Raw genomic sequence first — 22,000 nt, forward strand, 5'->3', positions numbered from 1 at the left:
GAGGGGGCGGAATATAGCATAAAACCCCGTACTTTGTCAGGTCTGCCCTGGGTCACTGGTTGGCCGTGTTGTCGCGTAGCGCTGATCGCCAGGTATTGAGGGTGCAATTTGAAGCGGGATCGCTAGAATGAGCCTCTTTTTGACTGCAAGGCAGGGGCATTCGTGCTGGCTCAACGTTTTCAACAACTGGATCGACTGCTCACCCGCTATCGGCGCTGGTGGCAATATCAGCCATATCATCATCTGACCATGGCCTTTGCCGATGAGGCGCCCGATCTGGCGGCACAGCTCAATGGGCTGACGCTGACCCAGTTGGCAGAGCTCGATGCGGATATGGATGCCCTCAGCACGCTGCTTGCCCCCTGGATTGCCGAGGGGGCCGAGCTGCAGCAACTCAGCCAGCTTGCCCCTTTCACTCCCGAGCCCATCACCTGCAGCAAGGAGATGGCGCTGCATATGCCGGGGCGCAAGCAGGTCCAGATCGAATCGTTCACCGCCTGTCTGCCGGCCCATCAGGGCCCCTATCTGGAGTGGTGTGCCGGCAAGGGCCACCTCGGGCGGCTGGTGTCACTTCATCGACAGGCTCCGATCCTCAGTCTGGAGCTGCAAGATCAGCTCTGTGACGAAGGGCGGCTGCTGGCCGAGCGGGATGGCGCCAATATGACCTTTACCTGTGCCGATGCCTTTGCCCCCGAGTCGGCGGAGCTGATCGCCCCCGAACACCACGCCATGGCACTTCATGCCTGCGGCGAGCTGCACACCCATCTACTGGAGCGGGTGGCCGAGCGCAGTGCCAGCGGCGTGACCATCTCTCCCTGTTGCTACCACCTGATCCGCACCAGCCACTATCGCCCGCTGTCGGCCGCTGCCAACGCCAGCGAGCTGCTGTTGAGCAAGGCGGATCTCAAGCTGCCACTACAGGAGACGGTGACCGGTGGTGCGCGGATCGCCCGTCTGCGGGAGCAGGAAGTGGTGTGGCGGCTCGGATTTGACTGCCTGCAGCGTCAGGTGCGCGGGGTTGATGAGTATCTGCCGGTGCCCAATATGCAAAAGAGCCTGCTGACCGGCACCTTCGAGACATTTTGCGCTTGGGCTGCCGAGCGCAAAGGGATTGTGCTGCCAGCCGGGCTCGACTATTCCGCCTTTTTGGCACACGGGGAGCGCCGCTTTGGCGATGTCGCCCGCATGGAGTTGGTGCGTCATCTGTTTCGCCGTCCTCTCGAGATCTGGCTGGCGCTGGATCGCGCGCTCTTTTTGCAAGAGCAGGGCTATCGGGTCGAAGTGGGGGAGTTCTGTGCCAAACCCATGACCCCGCGCAATATCCTGATCCGTGCCGTGCGCGCCTGACGTCCGGCTCTCTCGAGCATTTTTCTTGAACATTGATGATGACTGACAGACTGAGCGTGTCAGTCATTTTTTTTCATAGCGAATAATGAACCGATGGCAGATCACCTGGCCGTCTCATCCTTCCAAAAAGTCGCGACAGACCACGCTTTAAGGTTTTCGTTTGGGTTCTTTTCTTTGTTTCAGCTGCCCTGGATATCACAAGGTGAAATGGTTCACAAATTCCGTTTATTTCTTAGTTCTCATCGTGAATTTAGTGGTTAAAACACCTACTCTTGGAGCGCATTAATTCAAACAAGGACGGTAAACATGTTCAAACCCAAGCGTTGCGCCTGGCTGATCGCCGCTGCCTGCGCATTGCCAAGCTATGCCGCAATGAGTGCAGCCATGAATATTCAACCCGATCCGCAAAATGCGGGGGGATATGTGATTGCGGCACCGGATTTGGCCGCCGTGGAAAAGGCCAAGACGGCCAACCCCATGTATGCAATATGGGCCAAAGCATTGGCCACCCGGTCAAATAAAATAGTCGATGCCATTGAACCGGGTCTGGCAAGCAATCCTGACAACGTAAAACGGGTTGAACGGGTATTTCCCCAATCTGAATGGGAATATTTAACCCAGATGGCGGCGCCGGAATATACCTATGTCCGCTTCTTGCGGGCCATCGGCAAATTCCCTGCGTTCTGCGGCGAATATACCGACGGGCGTGATGCCGATGCCATCTGTAAAAAATCCATTGTGACGGCCTTTGCCCACTTCTCTCAGGAGACTGGCGGCCATATCGCCAAGGAGAACGTCTCCGACAACCCCTTGGGGTTGGAAGAGTGGCAGCAGGCGCTGGTGCATGTGCGGGAGATGGGCTGGTCAGAGGGGCAGACTGGTTACACCACCGGCTGTGGCCAGAACGATTGGCAGAACAAGAAGTGGCCTTGCAGCACTGGTCAGGGGTACTTCGGCCGCGGCGCCAAGCAGCTCTCCTATCACTTCAACTACGGCGCCTTCTCAGAGGCGATGTTTGACGGCGATGCCTCCGTGTTGCTCAACAACCCGGGACTGGTGGCGGACTCCTGGCTCAACCTCGCTTCGGCCATCTGGTTCTTCCTCACCCCGCAGGCCCCGAAACCGGCCATGCTGCACGTGATTGATCGCACCTGGGTACCCTCCAAACGGGAAGCTGACGCCGGTATCGGCTATGGCTTTGGCACAACCATCAACGTCATCAACGGCGGCATCGAGTGCGGTGAGCAGAACAAGGACAAGGGGCAGCCGGTCAATCGCATCCGTTACTGGGAAGGGCTGGCCAACCACTACCAGATCCCGATCAAGGCGGATGAGAAGAACACCTGCTGGCAGCAGACCCCCTATGGCAGCCTCAATCTTAACGGTGCTACTGACGTGCTCTACACCAACTGGGATGGCAACTGGAAATACTATCCGGATCGCCCGGGTGGTTACTCCTTCGAGTGCGAGCTGGTGGGCTTCCAGACCGCTTATTCTGCGTTGGTACCGGGTGATTACGAGAAGTGCGTGACCAACTTCTACGGCTCCCACGCGAACTGGCCGAAAGTGCGGATCGTCGCCAAGCTCGATCCCGCCCCGGTCGATCCGGTTGACCCGCCCGTTGATGGTCAGCCTGCCTGGGAGGCCAACAAGGTCTATACCGCTGGCAGCAAGGTAAGCTATAAGGGCGCCGTCTATCAGGCCAAATGGTGGACGCAGGGGGATGATCCCGCCAAAGGTGGCCCCTGGGCGTTGGTGACAACCAAATAAAGAGATAGTCCATTTTCTGGTGGATTAAAGAGAGGGGGCTTGTCCCCCTTTTTATATTTTTGTTCGGAGGGAGAGAATAAGCGCCAGCGATTAAAAAGAGATCTATCAATGTTGCGGGGTAGTTGTAGTGTAGCGGTACTTATCAACCATCTTTACTTTTCTTGTTTAAATTGATGCACAACAGTGCATATCAAATTTTATTGATGGGCAATGGTTATGTTTTATTATTGTTGCCTGATGAGCTCGGAAAGTTATTGTGTGAGTTTTTGCTAAACATTTTTTTGAATGGTGTACCCATTACGCCATCCTCCTCATGTATATGATTAGGGTGTTTATTATATCCATCTGTCAATCCATGCCATAACATCGTTTTGAACACAATGTCTTTAACAAAAACAGACCGTAACATTATTGGGGGCAAATATGTTGTGTATTTATTTATTTACGGAGGCAAGTGTATAGTTCGGCAGATGTTTTTTGACTGCCAACGAGGTAATCTTGCTCGATTATTAAATAATCGATTTGGTGTATGAGATGGATGGGGATTGTCATCGCATTTTCCGACAGGGAAGCCGTTTGCGGTTTTAACCAGTAAGCAGATAGCAGGAAAGAGGAGTGCACCATGGAACTGGTGGTGATCCGCCATGCTGAGACGCAGGCCAATGCCGAGGGACGTTATCAGGGGGCGTTGGATATCGGGCTCAATGACGATGGCGTGCGCCAGATCTCCCGCTTGGCTGAGGAAGTCTCGGTGGCACTGCCGCCGTTCGATCGGCTGCTGGCCTCACCCCTGCTGCGGACAAGAGAGTGCGCGGCCATCTTGTCTCGCCAGTTGGGATTGCCTGTTGAGCTTGCGCCAGCTTTTCGTGAGCGGGATGTCGGCTTGTTTGAAGGGCTGACACAGGCAGAGGCTAGGGCGCGATATCCCGAACTGTGGGCGCGCAATATCACCCGGCGCTGGGCGCAAGCACCTCCCAGTGGTGAAACCCTGGACGAGGCGATTGCCCGGGTCTCGCAGGGATTAACGGCACTGGCTTCGACCATGCAGGGGGAGCGGGTACTGTTGGTGGCGCACGGTGTGGTCGCCAAGGTGATCCGCGCCCTAACGACCGCCGGATTTGATGATTTTTTCGAGTGGCAATTGCCCAACGGTGGCATGCTGTCGGTGAGGCTCTCTCTGGCTGATGGTGGCCCACTGCGCTTTAGCCGTCCCCTTGATGGTTGTGATTGAAGAGTGCACCAAAAGCAGGACGAAAAAAGCAGCGCTACCGAAGAGGGTTGCGCTGCTTTTGTGTTTGTTGCGGTTGGTTATCTCTGAAGGCACTGGTTAGCAGTGTCAGTACAGGGCAGGGGCGTGCGCCCTCAGATCGGCTCCGGCTCCTCTTTGCGGCAGCAGTTGCGCCCCTGTTTCTTGGCCATATAGAGGGCGGTGTCGGCTCGTCTAACCATCTTCTCTACAGTGTCATGGTTGCCCTTGCTGGCGCTGATCCCGATGCTGATGGTCAATGAGACCTCAAGTGCTCCGGATAGCGCATGGCGGGCCGATTCCACCGCTAGCCTGATCCGCTCGGCGCTGGCCCAGGCCAGCTCCAGCGAGGTCTCCGGCAGCAGCACGATAAACTCCTCGCCGCCCCAGCGCCCCAGCATGTCTACCTCGCGCAGCTGCTTGCTGATCCGGTTGACCAGGCTCAGGATCGCCTGATCCCCCTGCTGGTGGCCAAAGGTGTCGTTGACCTCCTTGAAGTGATCGATGTCGATCAGCAGCAGGCTCATGGTGTGGCCAAAACGCTGGCAGCGCTGCATCTCGGCGTTGACCAGCTCATCGAAGCGACGCCGGTTGGCAATGCCGGTCAGGGGATCCGTGGTGGCGGCGACCTTTAGCTCCTCCACCAGTCGCGCCCGCTCGGAGATGTCGCGCAGGATGGCGGTCATCTCGGTGGTCTGGCCCAGATTGATCTTGGCGATGGTCACCTCCAGCGGAAATTCGCTGCCATCACGGCGCAACCCCACCACGGAGGCGCGGGCATGCATGGGGCGCGAATTGATGGGGGAGTTACTGAACGCTTTGAAGTAGCTGTCGTGGTTGGCGCGAAAGCGCTGCGGCAGCAGGGTTTCCAGCCGCTTGCCAAGATAGCTCTCGTCGATGCCGAACATCTCGCAAGCGGCGGTGTTGATAAGCTCGATCCGCGATTCGCTGCTGACGCTGATGATGCCGTCATAGGCAGAGTTGACGACTGCTTCAAAGCGGCGGCGACTGGTCTTGAGCGCCTCTTCCAGCTGCTTCTTGGCGGTGATGTCGATGGCTGTGACGATGATCCGGTTGATCCGTGCCTGCTCGGGAATGATGGGGGAGAGGACAAAGCGCCACCAGCTGGTGCGCGACAGGCTGTCGATGGGGAGCTCGCTCTCCACCCCGGTCTGCTGGCTCACGCATTCGTGCATCGGCTGCTCGATACTGCTGGTGATGTAACGGGGAAACATTTCGTTCAGCCGTTTGCCAATGCAGCCAAGCACCTCGATCTCGAAGGCCTTGGCGAAGGTATCGTTAGCTGATATCAGGACAAAATGGTCATCCTTGTCGAGGCTGAATACCGCCACGGCAGCGCCGATGGCGTCGAGGGATGACTTTATGTCGGCATGGGAACCTTGTGTAAACATGCGACCTCCACGGCGAATAACATATTGATATTCAGTATAGTGTGGTCGTTTGGCTAACTACTCTTCGATATCCAGCAACACCAGAATGGCGCTGTCGCCGCCCCATTCGCGGGGAGCCTGATGGAAGGCGCGCACATTGGGGTGCTGGGCCAGCCAGCTGGGAATGCGCTGCTTGAGAATATGTTTGCCGATGCCGTGCATCACCGAGGCGACGTGAATGTTCTCTTTTTGGCAGAGAGTGAGCAGGGCGGCCAGCTCCTGTTTTGCCTGCTGCTGGTTCATGCCGTGCAGATCGAGATAGATCTCCGGCGGATAAATGCCCCGTTTGAGCTTTTTCAGCTCAAATTTTGACACATCTTCCCGCACGTAACGGGTCGGCCCATCGTCGTCAAGATGGGGCTGATACTCATCGCTGAAATAGTGGTCAACCCCAAGCTTTTCGCGGGTTTCGCGCAATTCGCGTTTCTGCTTGACCGGGCGTAACTCGGCCCTTATGGTATCTTGCTTGATTTTCCGGGTACCTTTTATCGCATCGCGGAACAGCAGGGTTTCCTCGTCTGTCGGTGAGGGCGTTTTTTTCATCGGATGCTCATTTATTAGGTATGCGTCTTGCCCGCTACATAAGTTGGGCTCGGGCCGGATATTACTCGACTTGGAGGTGGATTTGGACAAGATATTTATCGATGAGGTGGTTGCCGAGATGCACACCATCCAGGACATGTTGCGTTGGGCCATGAGTCGTTTCAACGACGCCGGGATTTTTTACGGTCATGGAACCGACAACGCCTGGGATGAAGCTGTGCAGCTGGTACTGCCCGCGTTACATCTGCCACCGGATGTAGACCCGGCCATGCGCCACTCCCGTCTCACCAGCAGCGAGCGTCACCGTATTGCCGAGCTGATTATCCGCCGCGTACAGGAGCGGGTACCTGCTGCCTACCTGACCAACAAGGCCTGGTATGCCGGTTGGGAGTTCTACGTGGACGAGCGGGTGCTCATTCCCCGTTCCCCGATTGCCGAGATGGTGGCCAACCGTTTCGCGCCCTTCCTCAAACATGAACCGACCCGGATCATGGACCTGTGCACCGGCTCCGGTTGCATCGCCATCATCATGGCCCACGAGTTCCCGGAAGCGGAAGTGGATGCCATCGACATCAGCGTCGATGCGCTGAACGTGGCCGAGCGCAACATCAACGATCACGGGCTGGAGCAGCAGGTCATTCCGATCCGCTCCGATCTGTTCCGCGATCTGCCGGCGGGTGACAAGTACGATCTCATCGTTTCCAACCCGCCCTATGTGGACTCCGAAGATATGTCGGATCTGCCGGACGAGTTCCGTCATGAGCCCGAGCTGGCGCTGGCGTCCGGTTCCGATGGCCTCAAGCTGACCAAGCGTCTGCTGGCCCATGCGGCCGACTTCCTCAAGGATAACGGCGTGCTGGTGGTCGAAGTGGGCAACAGCATGATCCATCTGGAAGCCCAGTTCCCCGAGATCCCCTTCACCTGGGTTGAATTCGAAAACGGCGGACACGGTGTCTTTGTGATGACCCGTGACGAGCTGGTGCAGTATCAGGATCATTTCGCCATCTACAAGAACTAAGCAGGAGCGCGCATGGCAGGGAACAGTTTTGGTCAACTCTTTCGGGTCACCACCTTTGGCGAGAGCCACGGCCTGGCGCTGGGCGCCGTGGTCGATGGTTGCCCGCCGGGGCTGGAGATAAGCGAAGCGGATCTGCAGGGCGATCTGGATCGGCGCAAGCCGGGCACTTCCCGCTACACCACGCCGCGCCGCGAGCCGGACGAGGTGAAGATCCTCTCCGGGGTGTTCGAAGGGAAGACCACCGGCACCTCCATCGGGCTGCTTATCGAGAATACCGATCAGCGCTCCAAGGATTACTCCGACATCAAGGATCTGTTCCGGCCGGGTCACGCTGACTACACCTATCACCAGAAGTATGGTCAGCGCGACTATCGCGGCGGCGGTCGCTCCTCGGCGCGCGAAACCGCGATGCGGGTGGCGGCAGGTGCCATTGCCAAGAAGTACCTGAAACAGGTGCATGGCATCGAGATCACCGGTTTTCTCTCCCAGCTCGGCCCCATCAAGGCCGAGGCGTTCGACGCCGCGCAGATTGAGCAGAATCCCTTCTTCTTCCCCGATGCGGGCAAGCTGGAGGAACTGGATCAATACATGCGCGACCTGAAAAAAGAGGGCAACAGCATCGGTGCCAAGGTGCAGGTCATTGCGCGCAATGTGCCGGTGGGCCTGGGTGAGCCGGTGTTCGATCGACTCGACGCCGACATTGCCCATGCCATGATGGGCATCAATGCGGTGAAAGGGGTGGAGATCGGTGACGGCTTCGCGGTGGTGGAGCAAAAAGGCTCCGAGCATCGCGACGAGATGACCCCGGCAGGCTTTGCCAGCAACCATGCGGGCGGCATTCTGGGCGGCATTTCTTCCGGTCAGGATATCGTGGTGAGCATGGCGCTCAAGCCCACTTCCAGCATCACTGTGCCGGGCAAGACCATCAATACCGAAGGCGAGGCCATCGAGATGATCACCAAGGGTCGCCACGATCCTTGCGTCGGTATCCGCGCCGTGCCTATCGCAGAAGCCATGCTGGCGCTGGTATTGATGGATCACCTGCTGCGCCATCGTGCCCAGAATCAGGGGGTGTTGACCCATACCCCGCAGTTGCGCTGATCGGCGCTGCTGCCTATCGACTGATCGCTCCTGCTCGGAGATCCGGTTCGGTAACCAACACAAAGGCGACCTCATGGTCGCCTTTGCTATTTCCGGGGGATGGCTTATTCCGTCAATGTTCACTGATGGTGCGTGTCAGCAGATCCGCGGCACCCGGATCGGCATTGAGGCGGCAGCTGGGGGGCGAGAACTTGCCATGGGTTTTGGGCAAGGCGTGGATCGCCTCGTTGATCTTGAGGAGCTGCGCGTCGCTCACGCTGTTTTTGGCAAACATCAGGCTGACCGGTTGGTGGTGCAGCAAGAGCTGGCAGCTGATAAAACCCTCGGCTCCTAGCTGGGCCAGCCGATAGCGGGCATATTGCCACTCCATGATGATGCCATCGAGGCGGCGAGCCAGCAGCAGATCGATCATCCGCTCATCGGCGTTGTACTCGGTCGCCCCCTTGAGGGCGGGGCACTCCTCCATCTGCTGGATGGGGCGGGTGCCGCGCAGCTTGCCAAGCTTGAGCCCCTTGCTGTGGCAAAGTTCGGGCAGGGTATCGAGCTTGGCCCAGCGATCCTGATGGCCGGGGATAGGGTCATTGCTCAGCAGCACATACGCGCTCTGGCGGTAGGGATCCGAGAAGCGGGCGTACTGTTGGCGCTCCGGCAATGGCAGGGCGGCCATCGCCACATCCAGCTGATCGTGCTCCACCAGATGGAGCGCTCGCGCCCAGGGGATCTCGCGAAACCTGGGGGTGAAGCCTGCCCGGGTGAGGATCTGGCGGGTCAGGCTGACATCCAGCCCGTCCAGCTCGCCCCGGTTATCGATCTGGCTGAAGGGGGGCCAGTGGCTCCAGGCCACGGTCAGGGTCTGGTCGGCCTGCAACGCAGGGGAGAGCAGCATAAGCAGCAGGCCGATCCGAATGGACCATCTGCTGCGGGTAGCGTATTGCGTGGTCATAGCCAAACCTCGTTATCCCGTTCTTCTTTCACGTGTCCTGTCGTCCGCATGTCCGGGCCGGAGCTGCGGAGACAGATATTATGTTGGCAGTTAATAGTGTGGTGCCTGCGCCAGCGGTCAACGGGATTATTCGGGGGGCCGCAGGGGGCTTTTCTGTTCGTGCTGGGAGGAACATCACATTTTTCTCGTTTATCCCGGGCAACTCCGTTAGACTGCGCCTCTATTCTTTCCCCTTTGCTCTGCTCCCCGGGGAAATCGTTGTTTTCTCAATAGGCCCAGATCTTGTGAGATGGCATCGGCTCAGCAGAGGAGCCCCACCACAAATCCCCGGCGCCACTATCCCTAGCAGGTAACTATGAGTTTTACTTCCCTCGGTCTGGCCGAACCCTTGTTGCGTGCCGTTGCCGAACAAGGCTACGACACCCCGTCTCCCATTCAGCAGCAAGCGATCCCCGCCGTTTTGGCTGGCCGCGATCTGATGGCGGCGGCCCAAACAGGGACCGGCAAGACCGCAGGCTTTACCCTGCCGATGCTGCAACGTCTGATGGAGAGCAAGCGCAAGGTCTCTCCGAACCGCATTCGTGCGCTGGTGCTGACCCCGACTCGCGAGCTGGCCGCCCAGGTGGGCGAGAGCGTGCGTAACTACGGCAAACACCTGCCGATGCGCAGCCACGTCGTGTTCGGCGGCGTCAGCATCAATCCGCAGATGATGGCGACTCGCCGTGGTCTGGACGTGCTGGTGGCCTGCCCCGGCCGCCTGATGGATCTCTACAACCAGAACGCCGTCAAGTTTGACGAAGTGGAGATCCTGGTACTGGACGAAGCGGACCGCATGCTCGACATGGGCTTTATCCGCGACATCCGCAAGATCCTGGCCCTGATGCCGAAGAAGCGCCAGAACCTGCTGTTCTCCGCTACTTTCGCCGACGAGATCCGCGAACTGGCCACCGGTCTGCTGGATAACCCGGCGGTGATCGAAGTCGCCCCACGCAACAGCACCGCCGAGCGTATCGAGCAGCTGGTTCACCCGTGCGACAAGGCCAACAAGATCGGTCTGCTGAGCCATCTGGTCACCAGCAACAACTGGCAGCAGGTACTGGTGTTCACCCGTACCAAGCACATGGCTAACCGCGTTGCCGAGACCCTCGACAAGAACGGCGTCAGCGCTGCCGCCATCCACGGCAACAAGAGCCAGGGGGCCCGTACCCGCGCACTGGCCGGTTTCAAGGATGGTAGCGTCAAGGTGCTGGTGGCGACCGATATCGCCGCCCGTGGTCTGGACATCGACAAGTTGCCGCAAGTGGTCAACTTCGAGCTGCCCAACGTGGCGGAAGATTACGTGCACCGTATCGGCCGTACCGGTCGTGCCGGTGCTGCCGGTCACGCCATCTCTCTGGTTGCTGCCGATGAAGGGAAGCTTATCAAGGCGATCGAGCGTCTGACCAAGCAGAACATTCCGTGCGAGCAGGTGGCCGGTTTTGAAGCCTCCCGCGAGACCCTGGACAACATCGCTCGTGGTATCGGCGCGCCGCTGCGCAAAGAGCCTCGTGATCCGAGCGAGCAGCGCCGCACCCCGCCGCGTCCGCAAGGTCAAGGCCAGCGTCAGGGCGCCGGTCGTTCTGCCTCTAATGGCAATGCAGGTGGTGCGCGTACCGGTAACGGTGGCAAGCCCAAGCCGCAAGGTGGTCAGCGTCCGGCTGATGGCGCGGGCAAACCGGCTCAGGCCCGTCGCCCCCGTCGCGCTACCCACAACCAGTAAGCGGCTCGGGAGCCTGGCTCCCCCGCTGTACGGTTGACTGAAAAAGCCCTGCCAATCTGGCAGGGCTTTTCTATTTTCGGTAGACAGGGTTTTGGTGGGGCAGCGTAGCCTGCCGACAAAGCGTCAGGGGAGCAGCGCCGTGATCAGGAGATGGGCCGCGCTCACCAGGATCACCGCGAAGGTCAGCCCCATTCCTGCCACTCGGTAGCGGAAGTTCTCCGGCGTGTGGCTCATGCCAAAGGCGTGACAGACGCGACCAAGCAACAGGGCACTTCCCAGCAAATGGACAAGCCAGGGGGGCTGGCTGGTGGCTTCGACAAAATAGATCAGTAGCAGGGCGAGGGGGACATACTCGGCAAAATTGGCATGTACCCGCATGGCCCGCAGCATGGCGGGATCATCACCGTGCCCCAGCGCCACCTTGCGGCTATGGCGGGTGCGAATGGTACGAATGCCCAGCAACACAAACAGCAGAGCGAGCAGGGCCGCGTAAACAGGCAGTATGGTCATGGTATCTGGCTCCCGGAGTGATGATGTCGAGTCGCCAGTGATTTGATTGATATTGCATGGCGTCTCAATGGTTTGCCTCTGAGGGTAGCAGTCATCTGTACCAGATTGACCCGTCATATGGCGATGTTGCGAACGTTAAATCGACCTAATAGCAAAAGCCCCACCAATATTCGTTGGCGGGGCTTTTGCTATTAAGAGAATTGAATCGCGGCAAGGATTAGAGCGCGGGCAGCATTCCCAGGCTGACGCTGACCTGTACGCCGACAATCAGCACCCCCATGGCGGCGGCCAGTCCCAGCGCCACTACGCCACCCGGGGCGCGGTAGTGGTGGGCGGGCGCCTGTTTGCGGCTCTGCCATACCAGTGCCACCGGCAGCAGTACCGCGAGGATCGCCAGCGCAATGGCGGCGTAGCCGAGGGCCATGATAAAGCCCTGCGGGAAGTAGAGGGCAAACAGCAGGGGCGGCACAAAGGTGATCAGGCCGGTCTGGCTGCGACCCTGCCAGTTATCTTTGCGACGGGTCACCTTGGCCATAAAGTCGAACAGCCCCAGCGTCACCCCGAGGAAGGAGGTGGCGAGTGCCAGATCGGCAAACAGGTGCATCGCCTGATTAAACGCAGGCCAGCTCACCAGCTTGCCGACGTTGGCTAGCAGGCTGTCCAGCGCGCCACCAGTTTGCAGCAGGGCTTGCTGGCCGAGCAGACCGAGGATCGCTACCTGCCACAGCACGTAGAGGATCAGCGGCAGGGCAGAGCCCCAGACAAAGACCCGGCGCAGCTGCTTGGGGCAATCCCCCAGATAGAGCATCACGCTCGGAATGGAGCCGTGAAAGCCGAACGAGGTGAAGATGACCGGCAGGCCCGCCAGCAACAGGCCCTGACCCAGCGGCATCGAGAGCAGATGTTGCCCCTCTGCGCGCGGCAGCAGCAGTGCCAGCACCGCCACCATGATCACCAGTTTCACGGTGAACATCAGCCGGTTGAGGTAATCCACCGAGCGGGTGCCGACACAGACCATGCCGCCAAACAGCAGGGTAAAGGCCCAGGCGGCCTGCTCTTGGCTGAGGGTCATGCCCGCATCGGCCAGCGCCTGTGCCAGCAGGCTGCTGCCGCCGCTGATGTAGGCGGAGGCGAGCGAGTAGAACAGCATCAGGATACAGAAGGAGGCGATGCGCTTGCCCCAGGGGCCGAGCAGATGATCCGCCAGCTGGTGCAGGTACCACTTGCCGGTGTTTAGGCTCGCCTCTACCTGCAGCATGGCGGTGAAGGCCATCAGGGCCCAGAGGCCGACCATCAGCATCAGGGTGGCGGGGCCGCCGAGGGAGGAGGAGGCCAGCGGCAGGGCCAGCATGCCGGCGCCTATGGTGGTGCCGGCAATCAACAGGGTACAACCCAGGGTTTTGGTATTCATGTTATCCATCCGAACGTAGCGGTGTCAGTGCAAACAGGTGGTGTCAGCAGTGACGTCAACAAGAGGGGTCAATTGGCGTTATCAGCAGGCGCCTCCGGGGATAAGGCCGGAGGCTGGCAATATCGGAACGGGAACATCTGTACCTAAAACCTGTCACTTGTAAAAGATGGTTGCCACGTTAGCGGATCAAAATAGCGGAGACAACCCCTTTATTGGGGTTTTGTGCTGGCTTGTGGCGATAAGTGGAAATAAATGATGACAGTAGTGGCTAATTGCAGAAAAAAGCACCGAAAAAACGACTGATAGGGCGGCTCATAGATACGGATAAGCCAAGTGGCAGCAGCACAGATAGGGGAGCGAGGAGGGCCTTGTATTGACGTTGGCGTGGCGTTGAGGGGCAAAAGGGGTGTGGAGACCGGCTGTTTAGTCGGTCAGACGGGTAGAGAAAGCAGAGCGTGCGGGCAGGGTTGTGGGGAGAAGCAATAAGGCTGCCGATGCTGGCAGCCTTATTGTCATCTATTCTCTTTGCCCACCCATTGCCAGCAAACCTGATCTGCTACGGAGCGGGTTAGCGGCGGCGCTTGAGGGTGCGGCTCACATAGTGCAGTCCGCTCTGGTAGTCGCCGTTCACCGCCTTGAGTGCTAGCTCCAGCGCCTGGTTTGCCAGCGCATCGTGCTGCTGGGGCAGGGAGTTGATGCCAAAGGGGAGAAAATCGAGCAGCCGATCATCGCCGAAGGTGGCCATGGCTAGCTGGTTCATATCGATCTCTTGTTCCAATAGATAGTCGAGCACCCCCTCCATCAGGATGTAGGAGGTAGTGATCAGTGCTTCGGGTAGTTGACCCAGTTGCTGGTGCAGATCTTTGATCAGGCGATACCCCTCAAGGCGGGAGAAGTTATCCCCCTCGCACAGGTGGCAGGCCGCACTGTGGCTGGCGACCGCCTGCTCGAAACCGGCTTTGCGCTCCTTGCTGATCGTGAGTGCTGGTAGCGCGGTGATCAAGGCGATATGGCGTAAGGTAGGGGTGAGCAGGGAGCTGGTGAGATCAAAGCTCGCCTTCTCGTTTTCACTGGCGACGGTGACGAACTGATCGGCGGCCATGGCACGGTCGATGGCGAGGATCTGGCTGCCTTGTGCCTGCAATTTGCCGTAGAAGGGGTCGTCCGGCGGCAGACAGCTGGCCACCAGCAGGGCGTCCACATGGCGGCTCACCAGCATCTGAGCCAACTCTTTTTCGGTGGCGGGATCATCTTCCGAGCAGACGATAAGCAGCTGATAACCCTGCGCCCGCGCCCCCTGTTCCAGCCGTTTGGCCAGCTTGGCGTAACTGGCGTTTTCAAGATCGGGCAGGATAAAGCCCAGAGTCTTGGTCTGGCCGCCACGCAGGGAGGCGGCGCGGCTGTCCGGCTGGTAGTTGTGGGCGGTGACCACAGCCATCACCTTGTCACGGGTAGCCTGGCTGATGCGGTATTGGTCGGCCTTGCCATTGATCACATAGCTTGCCGTGGTGCGCGAGACACCGGCGAGGGCGGCGATTTCATCCAGTTTCATCATATTGGCTCTGTTTGAGTTGCAAGGCCCACGGTCACTGCCGGGTGAGGGCACCGAAAAGTGTGCGCGGGATCATATCATTGAAAAGCACTCTTTGTGGGTACTTGATCAATTCGCTGAAACGATTCAGTCTGAGTGTAAGTGAAACGATTCAGCCTGTCAGCAACGAAGAGACCCAGTGGCCTGAAAATCAGGCACCGATCACAGACAACCGCGATCGGGTCTATTGTCAGCTGGCGAGTTACTCGAATGTTCAATTGTGATCTACCGGCACGGCCGGAACCTGATGGAGAGTCTCTATGTTGAAGTTGGCGCGAGAGCAGATCTTGCTGGGGCAGACGGCGGTGACCAAGTCGGACGCCATTGCCTTGCTGGCAGGCAAACTGACCGAAGCCGGTCTGGTGGAAGCGGGCTATGTGGATGGGATGCTGGCCCGCGAGGCGCAACATGCCACCTATCTTGGCAGCGGCATCGCTATTCCTCACGGCACCACCGACACCCGCCATCTGGTGAAGAGCACCGGCGTCATGGTGGCCCAGTTCCCCAACGGTATCGAGTGGGATGAGGGGCAGATTGCCTACGTCGCCATCGGGATTGCCGCCAAGTCCGACGAGCATCTGGGCATTTTGCGCCAGCTCACCCATGTGCTGGGTGACGAGCAGGCGGCCGCGCAATTGAGAGAGGCTACCGATGCCGACACCATCATCAACATCCTGACCGGTGCCACTGCCGCCAAAGAGGTGCAATACCTGACTCTGGCTGACTTCCCGGCCGATGATCGCGACCAGCTGTTGCTGGGTGCGGCCGCGCGCGCCAAGTCTGCTGGCTGGGGCGATGCTGCCATGGTGACGGCGCTGCTGGCAAGCGATCCCGCCTATCTGGGCGAGGGCGTCTGGCTGGCCCGTGCGCAAGCTGCCCAGACCGGTTGGGTGCTGGCCACGCCTAGCACTGCACTGAACGTAGGGGAGCTACCGGTCAGCGCCATGCTGTTGCTGTGTGCCGCAGATGCGGGCCATCTGCCGCAACTTGAGAATCTGGCCAAACTGGCAGCGGCCGGTCAACTTGCCACGCTGGCGGGCAACGAGGGCTTGGCCATGCTGCAAGCAGGCCCCGCGAGCGGTCTTTCCGAAACCTTCACCATCATCAACCCCCACGGCCTGCACGCTCGTCCGGGCGCCATGCTGGTCAAGGTGGCCAAAGAGTTTGAATCCGACATCCGGGTTGCCAATCTGGATGGCAGCGGCGAGGCGGTCTCTGCCAAGAGCCTGATGAAGGTGATCGGCCTTGGCGTTAAGTGCGGTCACCGTCTGGCGTTTCGCGCCGAAGGAGCGGATGCCGAAGCCGCCCTCAAGGGGATCGGTGAGGCCATCGCTGCCGGTCTGGGCGAGGGGGCGCATTGATGAAGATTGTCACCATTACCCTCAACCCCGCGCTCGATCTCACCACCCGTCTTGAGGCGATGAGCCTTGGCGAGGTGAATCTGGTGAGCGAGGCCAACCTGCGCGCGGCGGGAAAGGGGATCAACGTCGCCATGGTGCTCAAGGATCTGGGCCGCGACGTGGGCGTCACCGGCTGGCTTGGCGCTGACAATGAGCAGAGCTTTGTCTCCTTGTTTGCAGATCGAGCGCTGGATGATCATTTTGTGCGCGTGGCGGGCAGCACCCGCATCAACGTCAAGATCTCCGAGCAGTCCGGTCGGGTCACCGATCTCAACCTGCCGGGGCTCACCATCCATGAAGGGGAAGTGAGCGCGCTGGAGCAGGCCATCGATGAGCTGGCATCGCAGGCGGAATGGTTCGTGCTGGCGGGTAGCCTGCCCAAAGGGGTGGCCCCCGATTACTGCGCCCATCTGATCCGCCTGCTCAAGGCAAAGGGCAAGCAGGTGATCTTCGATTGCAGCGGCGCGGCCTTAAGCGAAGGGATCAAGGCGGCGCCGACCCTGGTCAAACCCAATTTGGAAGAGCTTGAGCAGTGGGCTGGCCGCCCCATCAAGACCCTGAGCGAGCAGGCCGAGTGTGCCCGCGCGCTGCAGGCAAGCGGCATCCCCAACGTGGTGATCTCCAACGGCGCCGATGGCCTCATCTGGTTTGCCCCGGATGCAGTCTGGCAGGCCATTCCGCCGCGGATGCAGGTAGTCAGCACGGTCGGTGCTGGCGACTCGCTGGTCGCCGGTCTCGCCCATGGTCTCAGCCTTGGCTGGGCGCCGGAGCAGACCCTGCGGCTGGCCACCGCCGTCTCGGCCTTGGCGGTCAGCCAGGTGGCGGTCGGTTTTAGCGATATCAGTGTGCTCAACCCCTTACTTGAACAGGTGCGCGTACAGCCTCTGGATGAGCTGGTACCGGTTCAATGCAATACCCCCTCAATGGAAAACTCAGGAGATGCCCAATGAAAGCAATCTTGGTTACGGCTTGCCCGGCGGGCATTGCCACCAGCTTTCTCGCTGCAAAACGGATAGAACAGCAGGCCAAACTGGCTGGCTGGGAACTCACCCTCGACGTCGGCTCCAGCGTGCAACCGCGCCAGATCCCCTCAAAAGAGCAGATTGCCGCCGCCGATCTGGTGCTGGTTGTCGCCAGCGCCCCAGTGGATCTCGCTGCCTATGATGGCAAGCGGGTCTATCAGGGCAGCATGGATCTCGCCCTGCAAGATCCGGCTGCCTTGCTGGAGGCCGCAACCAGCGGTGCCAGCGTCTATCGTCATCAAGCCGCTCCCGCAGCAGCTAAACCCGCCGCCGCTGGCAAGCGCATCGTCGCAGTCACCGCCTGCCCCACCGGGGTGGCCCACACCTTTATGTCGGCAGAAGCGCTCGAGACCATGGCCAAGCAGCTGGGTTACCAGATCCGCGTCGAGACCCAGGGCTCGGTCGGTGCCCAGAATGCCCTGACTGCCGAAGAGATTGCATCTGCCGATCTGGTGTTCCTCGCCACCGATATCGAAGTGGACATGGCCCGTTTCGATGGCAAGCAGGTCTATCGCACCAGCACAGGCGCTGCGCTCAAGAAAACTCGCGCCGAGCTCGACAAGGCGTGGAACGAGGCAAAACTGTATCGCCACAGTGGCGGCAGCCAGCCCAAGAAAGAAGAGAAGGCTGGCCCCTACAAGCATTTGCTGACCGGTGTCTCCTTTATGCTGCCGATGGTGGTGGCGGGTGGTCTTATTATCGCGCTCTCGTTCGTGTTCGGTATCGAAGCGTTCAAGGTGGAAGGCACCCTGGCCGCCGCCCTGATGAAGATCGGTGGTGGCTCCGCCTTTGCCCTGATGATCCCGGTGCTGGCCGGTTACATTGCCTACTCCATCGCTGACCGTCCGGGTCTCGCCCCCGGCATGATCGGCGGTATGCTGGCAAGCTCGCTGGGCGCCGGTTTCCTCGGTGGCATCGTGGCCGGTTTCCTGGCCGGTTACAGCGCCAAGTACCTGAGCGACAAGGTGCGCCTGCCGACCACTCTGGAAGCGCTCAAGCCCATCCTGATCATTCCGTTGGTGGCCAGCCTCTTTACCGGTCTGGTGATGATCTACGTAGTGGGTGGCCCGGTGGCTGGCATCATGAATGCCATGACCGAGTTCCTCAACAACATGGGCTCTGCCAACGCAGTGCTGCTGGGTGTGATCATCGGTGCCATGATGTGCTTCGATATGGGGGGGCCTGTCAACAAGGCGGCCTACGCCTTCGGTGTCGGCCTGCTGGCCTCCAAAACCTACGCCCCGATGGCTGCAGTCATGGCCGCCGGTATGGTGCCGGCACTGGGGATGGGGATCGCCACCTTCCTGGCCCGCACCAAGTTCATCAAGGCGGAGCAGGAAGCGGGCAAAGCCTCCTTCGTACTGGGACTGTGCTTTATCTCCGAGGGGGCCATTCCGTTTGCCGCCAAGGATCCGATGCGCGTCATCCCGGCCTGCATGGTGGGCGGCGCCCTGACCGGTGCGCTCTCCATGCTGTTCGGCTGCGAGCTGATGGCGCCCCACGGCGGTCTGTTCGTGCTCTTTATCCCGCACGCCATCAGCAACGTCATGATGTATATCGTGGCCATTGCCGCAGGCTCGCTGTTGACCGGCGTCTCCTACGCCATGCTCAAGCGCGGTGAAGAGCAGGCCAAGCTGGCGACAGCCTGAGTGGTGTAGCGTAAGTAAATGCAATCAATAACAAAGCGGCCTTCGGGCCGCTTTTGGTTTCGTGTGGGAACGTTTTTAATGATGGTCGTAAACAGGTAAGGAAAGAGCTTAAAAATCCCAACCCGCTTGATCCGGTTGCTCACTTTGGGCGCCTTCCTGTGCCTTGCGGCGGGCGGCGTCGACCCGCGCCTTGCGGTTGCGGCACAGGCGCATCACCTCCTGCTGCTGGGCAGGGGTCATGGTGAGCCAGTTGAAACGCTCCTCGCGATTGCGCAGGCACCCCTTGCAGTAGCCCTTGTTGTTCACTTCGCAGACCCCGATGCAGGGGCTCTGCAGCGGGAAGATTTCGAGCTGTTCCATCCATCACCTCGTACATCCTGTCACCTTGTTATAACCCAGTGGATCCCCTTTGGAGAAATCCTGCTTCAAGTGATTGATGTCGTTTGCTTTCCCCCTGCAAATTTGGCATCTTCCCCGCCGAGCATGGCTCTTGGCGTTATATGAGGACATATGAACAAACACGCGTACTGGCTGACCGCCGCAGTGCTGGGACTGGCCGGTTGTGCGGGCAACTCTGATAAAGCAGATGTGCCCAAAAAACAGACCGATAACAGATGCTTTCTTAACTGCGAGGTGCCGGAAAATCTGGGCAAGCAGTATCTGGACGGGACCTTGCCAGAGAATCTGGTGAGGGTGGAGCGGGTCAATAGCCGTGCGCGTGCCGACTACAGCAAGTTTGGCCCGCAAAGCCGACTGGTATTGCAGCGTTCCGGCAAGATGACCCGCCGTTATGGCGAGCTCTATCACCAGCTCTCCCGTTGGGTGGCCAATGGTGGCAATCCTGCCGACATCACCCGTTACGGCATCAGCCTGGCCCAGCTGGGCGGCGCCGATCGGATGGGCAACGTGCTGTTTACCGGTTACTACTCGCCGGTGCTGGAGGTGCGTCACCGTCCGGACGCCAAGTACAAGTATCCCATCTATGCCATGCCCAAATGTGGTGGCAGCTGTCCGACCCGTGCCCAGATCCATCAGGGGGCCCTGGCCAACCGCGGGCTGGAGCTGGGCTACAGCAAGTCTCTTATCGACAACTTCCTGATGGATGTGCAGGGCTCCGGCTTTGTCCACTATGGCGATGACGATCGACTGCAGTATCTGGGCTACAGCGGCAAGAACGGTCACGGTTACGTCAGTATCGGCCGGGTGCTGATCGATCGCGGTGAAGTGCCCAAAGAGCAGATGTCGATGAAGGCCATCAAGGATTGGGCCAACCGCCAACCGGAGGAGAGCGTCAAGGAGCTGGTGGAGCAGAACCCCTCCTATGTCTTCTTCGAGCGTCGCCCGACCAATGACGTGATCGGTGCTGCCGGTATCCCGCTGCTGCCGCTGGCGGCCGTTGCTGCCGACAAGACCCTGCTGCCGATGGGCACCCCGATCCTCGCGGAAGTCCCCTTGCTCGATAAAGAGGGCAACTGGACCGGTAAGCACCAGCTGCGCTTGTTGATTGCGCTGGATGTGGGCGGGGCGGTGAAGAAGGGGCACCTCGATCTCTATCACGGCATGGGCGAGAAGGCCGGTGTCGCGGCCGGACACTACAAGCACTTTGGTCGGGTCTGGAAGCTGGGCCTGCACCACGGGCCGACTGCCGCCCCCTGGTTGTAATCCTCTGAGGGGCCGGGCGTCTGTAATCGGGCGCCCGAGCAAAGATGAAGAGACAAAAAAGCCGCCGGATTGCTCCGGCGGCTTTCTATTTTGCGCGAGTTGCCAGCCTGTGGCGATGTCAGCTCTTCTGGATATCCAGCTTGATGGCGCCGACCGGTTTGCAGCAGCAGGGCAGGCACTCCCCCTGGGCGACAAATGCCAGCGGCACCGCAGGATAGTGCACCTTGCCAGCCATCAGCGGAGTACGGCAGGCGCCGCAATAGCCGCTGCGACACTGGAACTCCACATGATGACCGTGGCGCTCCAGGGTCTCCAACACGCTTTCGCCGGGATGGGCGTGCAGCACGGCACCATCCCGGGTATGTACCCGCGGTGCCACGGCCGCATGCTGTTCGGCAGGCGCGTGCGGGGCAGGGGTCAGCGTGTTGGTGGCGTCACTCACAGTTCGAAATCACCCAGGTCGTCAGCATTCACTTCACTGTCGATCTGACCGACCAGATAGGAGCTTACCTCTACCTCTTGCGGGGCGACCTGTACGTTGTCAGACGACAGCCAGGTGTTGATCCAGGGGATCGGGTTCTGCTTGGTGCCGGCAAAGGCGGGTTGCAGGCCGACCGCGCTCATGCGCAGGTTGGTGATGTACTCCACGTACTGGCAGAGGATGTCCTTGTTCAGACCGATCATGGAGCCGTCCCGGAACAGGTACTCGGCCCACTCTTTCTCCTGAATGGCCGCTTCCTTGAAGATCTCGAAGCAGGCCTGTTCGCACTCGGCGGCGATTTCGGCCATCTCGGGGTCATCCTGGCCGGTACGCATCAGGTTCAGCATATGCTGCGTCCCTGTCAGATGAAGCGCTTCGTCGCGGGCGATCATCTTGATGATCTTGGCGTTGCCTTCCATCAGCTCGCGCTCGGCGAAGGCAAAGGAGCAGGCGAAGCTGACATAGAAGCGGATTGCTTCCAGCGCGTTGACGCTCATCAGGCACAGATAGAGTTTCTTCTTCAGCCCGCGCAATGTGATGGTCACCTCGCGGCCTGCAACAGTATGGGTCCCTTCACCGTGCAGGTTGTAGAGCGCGGTCGACTCGATCAGATCGTCGTAGTAGTGGCTGATGGAGCCAGCGCGCTTGAGGATCTGCTCGTTGGTCACGATATCGTCAAACACCTGGGCCGGTGAGTTGACGATATTGCGGATGATGTGGGTGTAGGAGCGAGAGTGGATGGTCTCCGAGAAGGCCCAGGTCTCGATCCAGGTTTCCAGCTCAGGAATGGAGACCAGCGGCAGCAGGGCGACGTTGGGGCTGCGGCCCTGGATGGAGTCCAGCAGGGTCTGGTACTTCAGGTTGGAGATGAAGATGTGCTGCTCGTGGGGCGGCAGGGCTTGATAGTCGATGCGATCGTGGGAGACATCCACCTCTTCCGGGCGCCAGAAGAAGGAGAGCTGCTTCTCGATCAGGCGCTCGAACACTTCGTGCTTTTGTTGATCATAACGGGCTACGTTGACCGATTGGCCAAAAAACATCGGCTCTTTGAGCTGGTCGTTTTGGGTTTGGCAGAAAGTTGAATAGGCCATGGTTA

The 22,000-nt window shown here is 59.6% G+C and carries 19 protein-coding genes; 10 read left to right on the top strand and 9 right to left on the bottom strand.

The window, feature by feature from the left end; translation table 11 throughout:
- Positions 1 to 162: 162 nt before the first annotated feature.
- The 3 genes from BSP75_RS13695 (at position 163) to BSP75_RS13705 (ending at position 4,348) form a co-directional block, all read left to right on the top strand.
- On the top strand, positions 163 to 1,347 hold the full coding sequence (locus BSP75_RS13695) for a methyltransferase (RefSeq protein ID WP_075113562.1): 1,185 nt from the start codon (positions 163 to 165) through the stop codon (positions 1,345 to 1,347).
- 306 nt (positions 1,348 to 1,653) lie between these two features.
- Positions 1,654 to 3,117, top strand: coding sequence for a chitinase (locus BSP75_RS13700; protein ID WP_075113563.1), 1,464 nt, complete (start codon positions 1,654 to 1,656; stop codon positions 3,115 to 3,117).
- Between the two features lie 622 nt (positions 3,118 to 3,739).
- Complete coding sequence (locus tag BSP75_RS13705) at positions 3,740 to 4,348, top strand: histidine phosphatase family protein (RefSeq protein ID WP_075113564.1); 609 nt, start codon at positions 3,740 to 3,742, stop codon at positions 4,346 to 4,348.
- A 131-nt stretch (positions 4,349 to 4,479) separates the two neighbouring features.
- On the opposite strand, the gene BSP75_RS13710 is transcribed toward BSP75_RS13705, so the two are convergent.
- Positions 4,480 to 5,775: a diguanylate cyclase gene (locus BSP75_RS13710; RefSeq protein WP_075113565.1), complete on the bottom strand. Its 1,296-nt coding sequence runs from the start codon at positions 5,773 to 5,775 to the stop codon at positions 4,480 to 4,482.
- A gap of 57 nt (positions 5,776 to 5,832) precedes the next feature.
- On the bottom strand, positions 5,833 to 6,357 hold the full coding sequence (gene smrB / locus BSP75_RS13715) for an endonuclease SmrB (protein WP_005333198.1): 525 nt from the start codon (positions 6,355 to 6,357) through the stop codon (positions 5,833 to 5,835).
- Positions 6,358 to 6,439: 82 nt separating this feature from the next.
- Here smrB and prmB point away from each other — a divergent pair, with 82 nt between their 5' ends.
- Positions 6,440 to 7,375, top strand: a complete 936-nt coding sequence (prmB, locus tag BSP75_RS13720; protein WP_058051987.1) for a 50S ribosomal protein L3 N(5)-glutamine methyltransferase — start codon at positions 6,440 to 6,442, stop codon at positions 7,373 to 7,375.
- A 12-nt stretch (positions 7,376 to 7,387) separates the two neighbouring features.
- Entirely contained in the window at positions 7,388 to 8,476 is a 1,089-nt protein-coding gene (gene aroC / locus BSP75_RS13725) for a chorismate synthase (protein ID WP_021230156.1), read from the top strand.
- A 112-nt stretch (positions 8,477 to 8,588) separates the two neighbouring features.
- Here aroC and BSP75_RS13730 read toward each other — a convergent pair whose 3' ends face one another.
- Positions 8,589 to 9,419, bottom strand: coding sequence for a transporter substrate-binding domain-containing protein (locus BSP75_RS13730; protein WP_075113566.1), 831 nt, complete (start codon positions 9,417 to 9,419; stop codon positions 8,589 to 8,591).
- Between the two features lie 355 nt (positions 9,420 to 9,774).
- Between BSP75_RS13730 and BSP75_RS13735 the strand changes: the two genes are divergently transcribed.
- Complete coding sequence (locus tag BSP75_RS13735; protein WP_042657388.1) at positions 9,775 to 11,178, top strand: DEAD/DEAH box helicase; 1,404 nt, start codon at positions 9,775 to 9,777, stop codon at positions 11,176 to 11,178.
- Between the two features lie 123 nt (positions 11,179 to 11,301).
- Here BSP75_RS13735 and BSP75_RS13740 read toward each other — a convergent pair whose 3' ends face one another.
- From BSP75_RS13740 to cra, 3 genes are all read right to left on the bottom strand, one after another.
- Positions 11,302 to 11,688, bottom strand: a complete 387-nt coding sequence (locus BSP75_RS13740; protein WP_075113567.1) for an MAPEG family protein — start codon at positions 11,686 to 11,688, stop codon at positions 11,302 to 11,304.
- 217 nt (positions 11,689 to 11,905) lie between these two features.
- On the bottom strand, positions 11,906 to 13,099 hold the full coding sequence (locus tag BSP75_RS13745) for an aromatic amino acid transport family protein (protein ID WP_058051939.1): 1,194 nt from the start codon (positions 13,097 to 13,099) through the stop codon (positions 11,906 to 11,908).
- A 568-nt stretch (positions 13,100 to 13,667) separates the two neighbouring features.
- Positions 13,668 to 14,654: a catabolite repressor/activator gene (gene cra, locus BSP75_RS13750; protein ID WP_075113568.1), complete on the bottom strand. Its 987-nt coding sequence runs from the start codon at positions 14,652 to 14,654 to the stop codon at positions 13,668 to 13,670.
- A gap of 296 nt (positions 14,655 to 14,950) precedes the next feature.
- Between cra and fruB the strand changes: the two genes are divergently transcribed.
- From fruB to fruA, 3 genes are read left to right on the top strand one after another with little or no spacing between them, the layout of a single operon-like run.
- Positions 14,951 to 16,051 (top strand): fused PTS fructose transporter subunit IIA/HPr protein, encoded by a 1,101-nt coding sequence (gene fruB, locus BSP75_RS13755; RefSeq protein ID WP_075113569.1) that lies wholly within the window; start codon positions 14,951 to 14,953, stop codon positions 16,049 to 16,051.
- Entirely contained in the window at positions 16,051 to 17,040 is a 990-nt protein-coding gene (gene pfkB, locus BSP75_RS13760) for a 1-phosphofructokinase (RefSeq protein ID WP_075113570.1), read from the top strand. Before fruB ends, pfkB begins: the two co-directional genes overlap by 1 nt.
- Positions 17,037 to 18,761 carry a PTS fructose transporter subunit IIBC gene (gene fruA / locus BSP75_RS13765; RefSeq protein WP_042657382.1) on the top strand — a complete coding sequence of 575 codons (1,725 nt, stop codon included), beginning with the start codon at positions 17,037 to 17,039 and terminating at the stop codon, positions 18,759 to 18,761. Before pfkB ends, fruA begins: the two co-directional genes overlap by 4 nt.
- 108 nt (positions 18,762 to 18,869) lie before the next feature.
- Here the strand turns inward: fruA and BSP75_RS13770 are convergent, their stop codons facing one another.
- Complete coding sequence (locus BSP75_RS13770) at positions 18,870 to 19,121, bottom strand: DUF1289 domain-containing protein (RefSeq protein ID WP_075113571.1); 252 nt, start codon at positions 19,119 to 19,121, stop codon at positions 18,870 to 18,872.
- 150 nt (positions 19,122 to 19,271) lie between these two features.
- Here BSP75_RS13770 and mltA point away from each other — a divergent pair, with 150 nt between their 5' ends.
- Positions 19,272 to 20,423, top strand: coding sequence for a murein transglycosylase A (mltA, locus tag BSP75_RS13775; protein ID WP_075113572.1), 1,152 nt, complete (start codon positions 19,272 to 19,274; stop codon positions 20,421 to 20,423).
- Between the two features lie 118 nt (positions 20,424 to 20,541).
- Here mltA and yfaE read toward each other — a convergent pair whose 3' ends face one another.
- Positions 20,542 to 20,865, bottom strand: a complete 324-nt coding sequence (yfaE, locus tag BSP75_RS13780; protein ID WP_075113573.1) for a class I ribonucleotide reductase maintenance protein YfaE — start codon at positions 20,863 to 20,865, stop codon at positions 20,542 to 20,544.
- On the bottom strand, positions 20,862 to 21,995 hold the full coding sequence (nrdB, locus tag BSP75_RS13785; RefSeq protein WP_042061736.1) for a class Ia ribonucleoside-diphosphate reductase subunit beta: 1,134 nt from the start codon (positions 21,993 to 21,995) through the stop codon (positions 20,862 to 20,864). Before nrdB ends, yfaE begins: the two co-directional genes overlap by 4 nt.
- Between the last annotated feature and the right edge of the window lie 5 nt (positions 21,996 to 22,000).

It is taken from the genome of Aeromonas sp. YN13HZO-058 (assembly GCF_001921245.1).
GTDB lineage: Bacteria > Pseudomonadota > Gammaproteobacteria > Enterobacterales > Aeromonadaceae > Aeromonas > Aeromonas allosaccharophila.

Coding starts and splice junctions, on each gene's coding strand:
- BSP75_RS13700 (WP_075113563.1), top strand. CDS start 1,654: ATGTTCAAACCCAAGCGTTGCGCCTGGCTGATCGCCGCTGCCTGCGCA.
- BSP75_RS13705 (WP_075113564.1), top strand. CDS start 3,740: ATGGAACTGGTGGTGATCCGCCATGCTGAGACGCAGGCCAATGCCGAG.
- BSP75_RS13710 (WP_075113565.1), bottom strand. CDS start 5,775: ATGTTTACACAAGGTTCCCATGCCGACATAAAGTCATCCCTCGACGCC.
- smrB (WP_005333198.1), bottom strand. CDS start 6,357: ATGAAAAAAACGCCCTCACCGACAGACGAGGAAACCCTGCTGTTCCGC.
- aroC (WP_021230156.1), top strand. CDS start 7,388: ATGGCAGGGAACAGTTTTGGTCAACTCTTTCGGGTCACCACCTTTGGC.
- BSP75_RS13730 (WP_075113566.1), bottom strand. CDS start 9,419: ATGACCACGCAATACGCTACCCGCAGCAGATGGTCCATTCGGATCGGC.
- BSP75_RS13735 (WP_042657388.1), top strand. CDS start 9,775: ATGAGTTTTACTTCCCTCGGTCTGGCCGAACCCTTGTTGCGTGCCGTT.
- BSP75_RS13740 (WP_075113567.1), bottom strand. CDS start 11,688: ATGACCATACTGCCTGTTTACGCGGCCCTGCTCGCTCTGCTGTTTGTG.
- BSP75_RS13745 (WP_058051939.1), bottom strand. CDS start 13,099: ATGAATACCAAAACCCTGGGTTGTACCCTGTTGATTGCCGGCACCACC.
- cra (WP_075113568.1), bottom strand. CDS start 14,654: ATGATGAAACTGGATGAAATCGCCGCCCTCGCCGGTGTCTCGCGCACC.
- fruB (WP_075113569.1), top strand. CDS start 14,951: ATGTTGAAGTTGGCGCGAGAGCAGATCTTGCTGGGGCAGACGGCGGTG.
- pfkB (WP_075113570.1), top strand. CDS start 16,051: ATGAAGATTGTCACCATTACCCTCAACCCCGCGCTCGATCTCACCACC.
- fruA (WP_042657382.1), top strand. CDS start 17,037: ATGAAAGCAATCTTGGTTACGGCTTGCCCGGCGGGCATTGCCACCAGC.
- BSP75_RS13770 (WP_075113571.1), bottom strand. CDS start 19,121: ATGGAACAGCTCGAAATCTTCCCGCTGCAGAGCCCCTGCATCGGGGTC.
- mltA (WP_075113572.1), top strand. CDS start 19,272: ATGAACAAACACGCGTACTGGCTGACCGCCGCAGTGCTGGGACTGGCC.
- nrdB (WP_042061736.1), bottom strand. CDS start 21,995: ATGGCCTATTCAACTTTCTGCCAAACCCAAAACGACCAGCTCAAAGAG.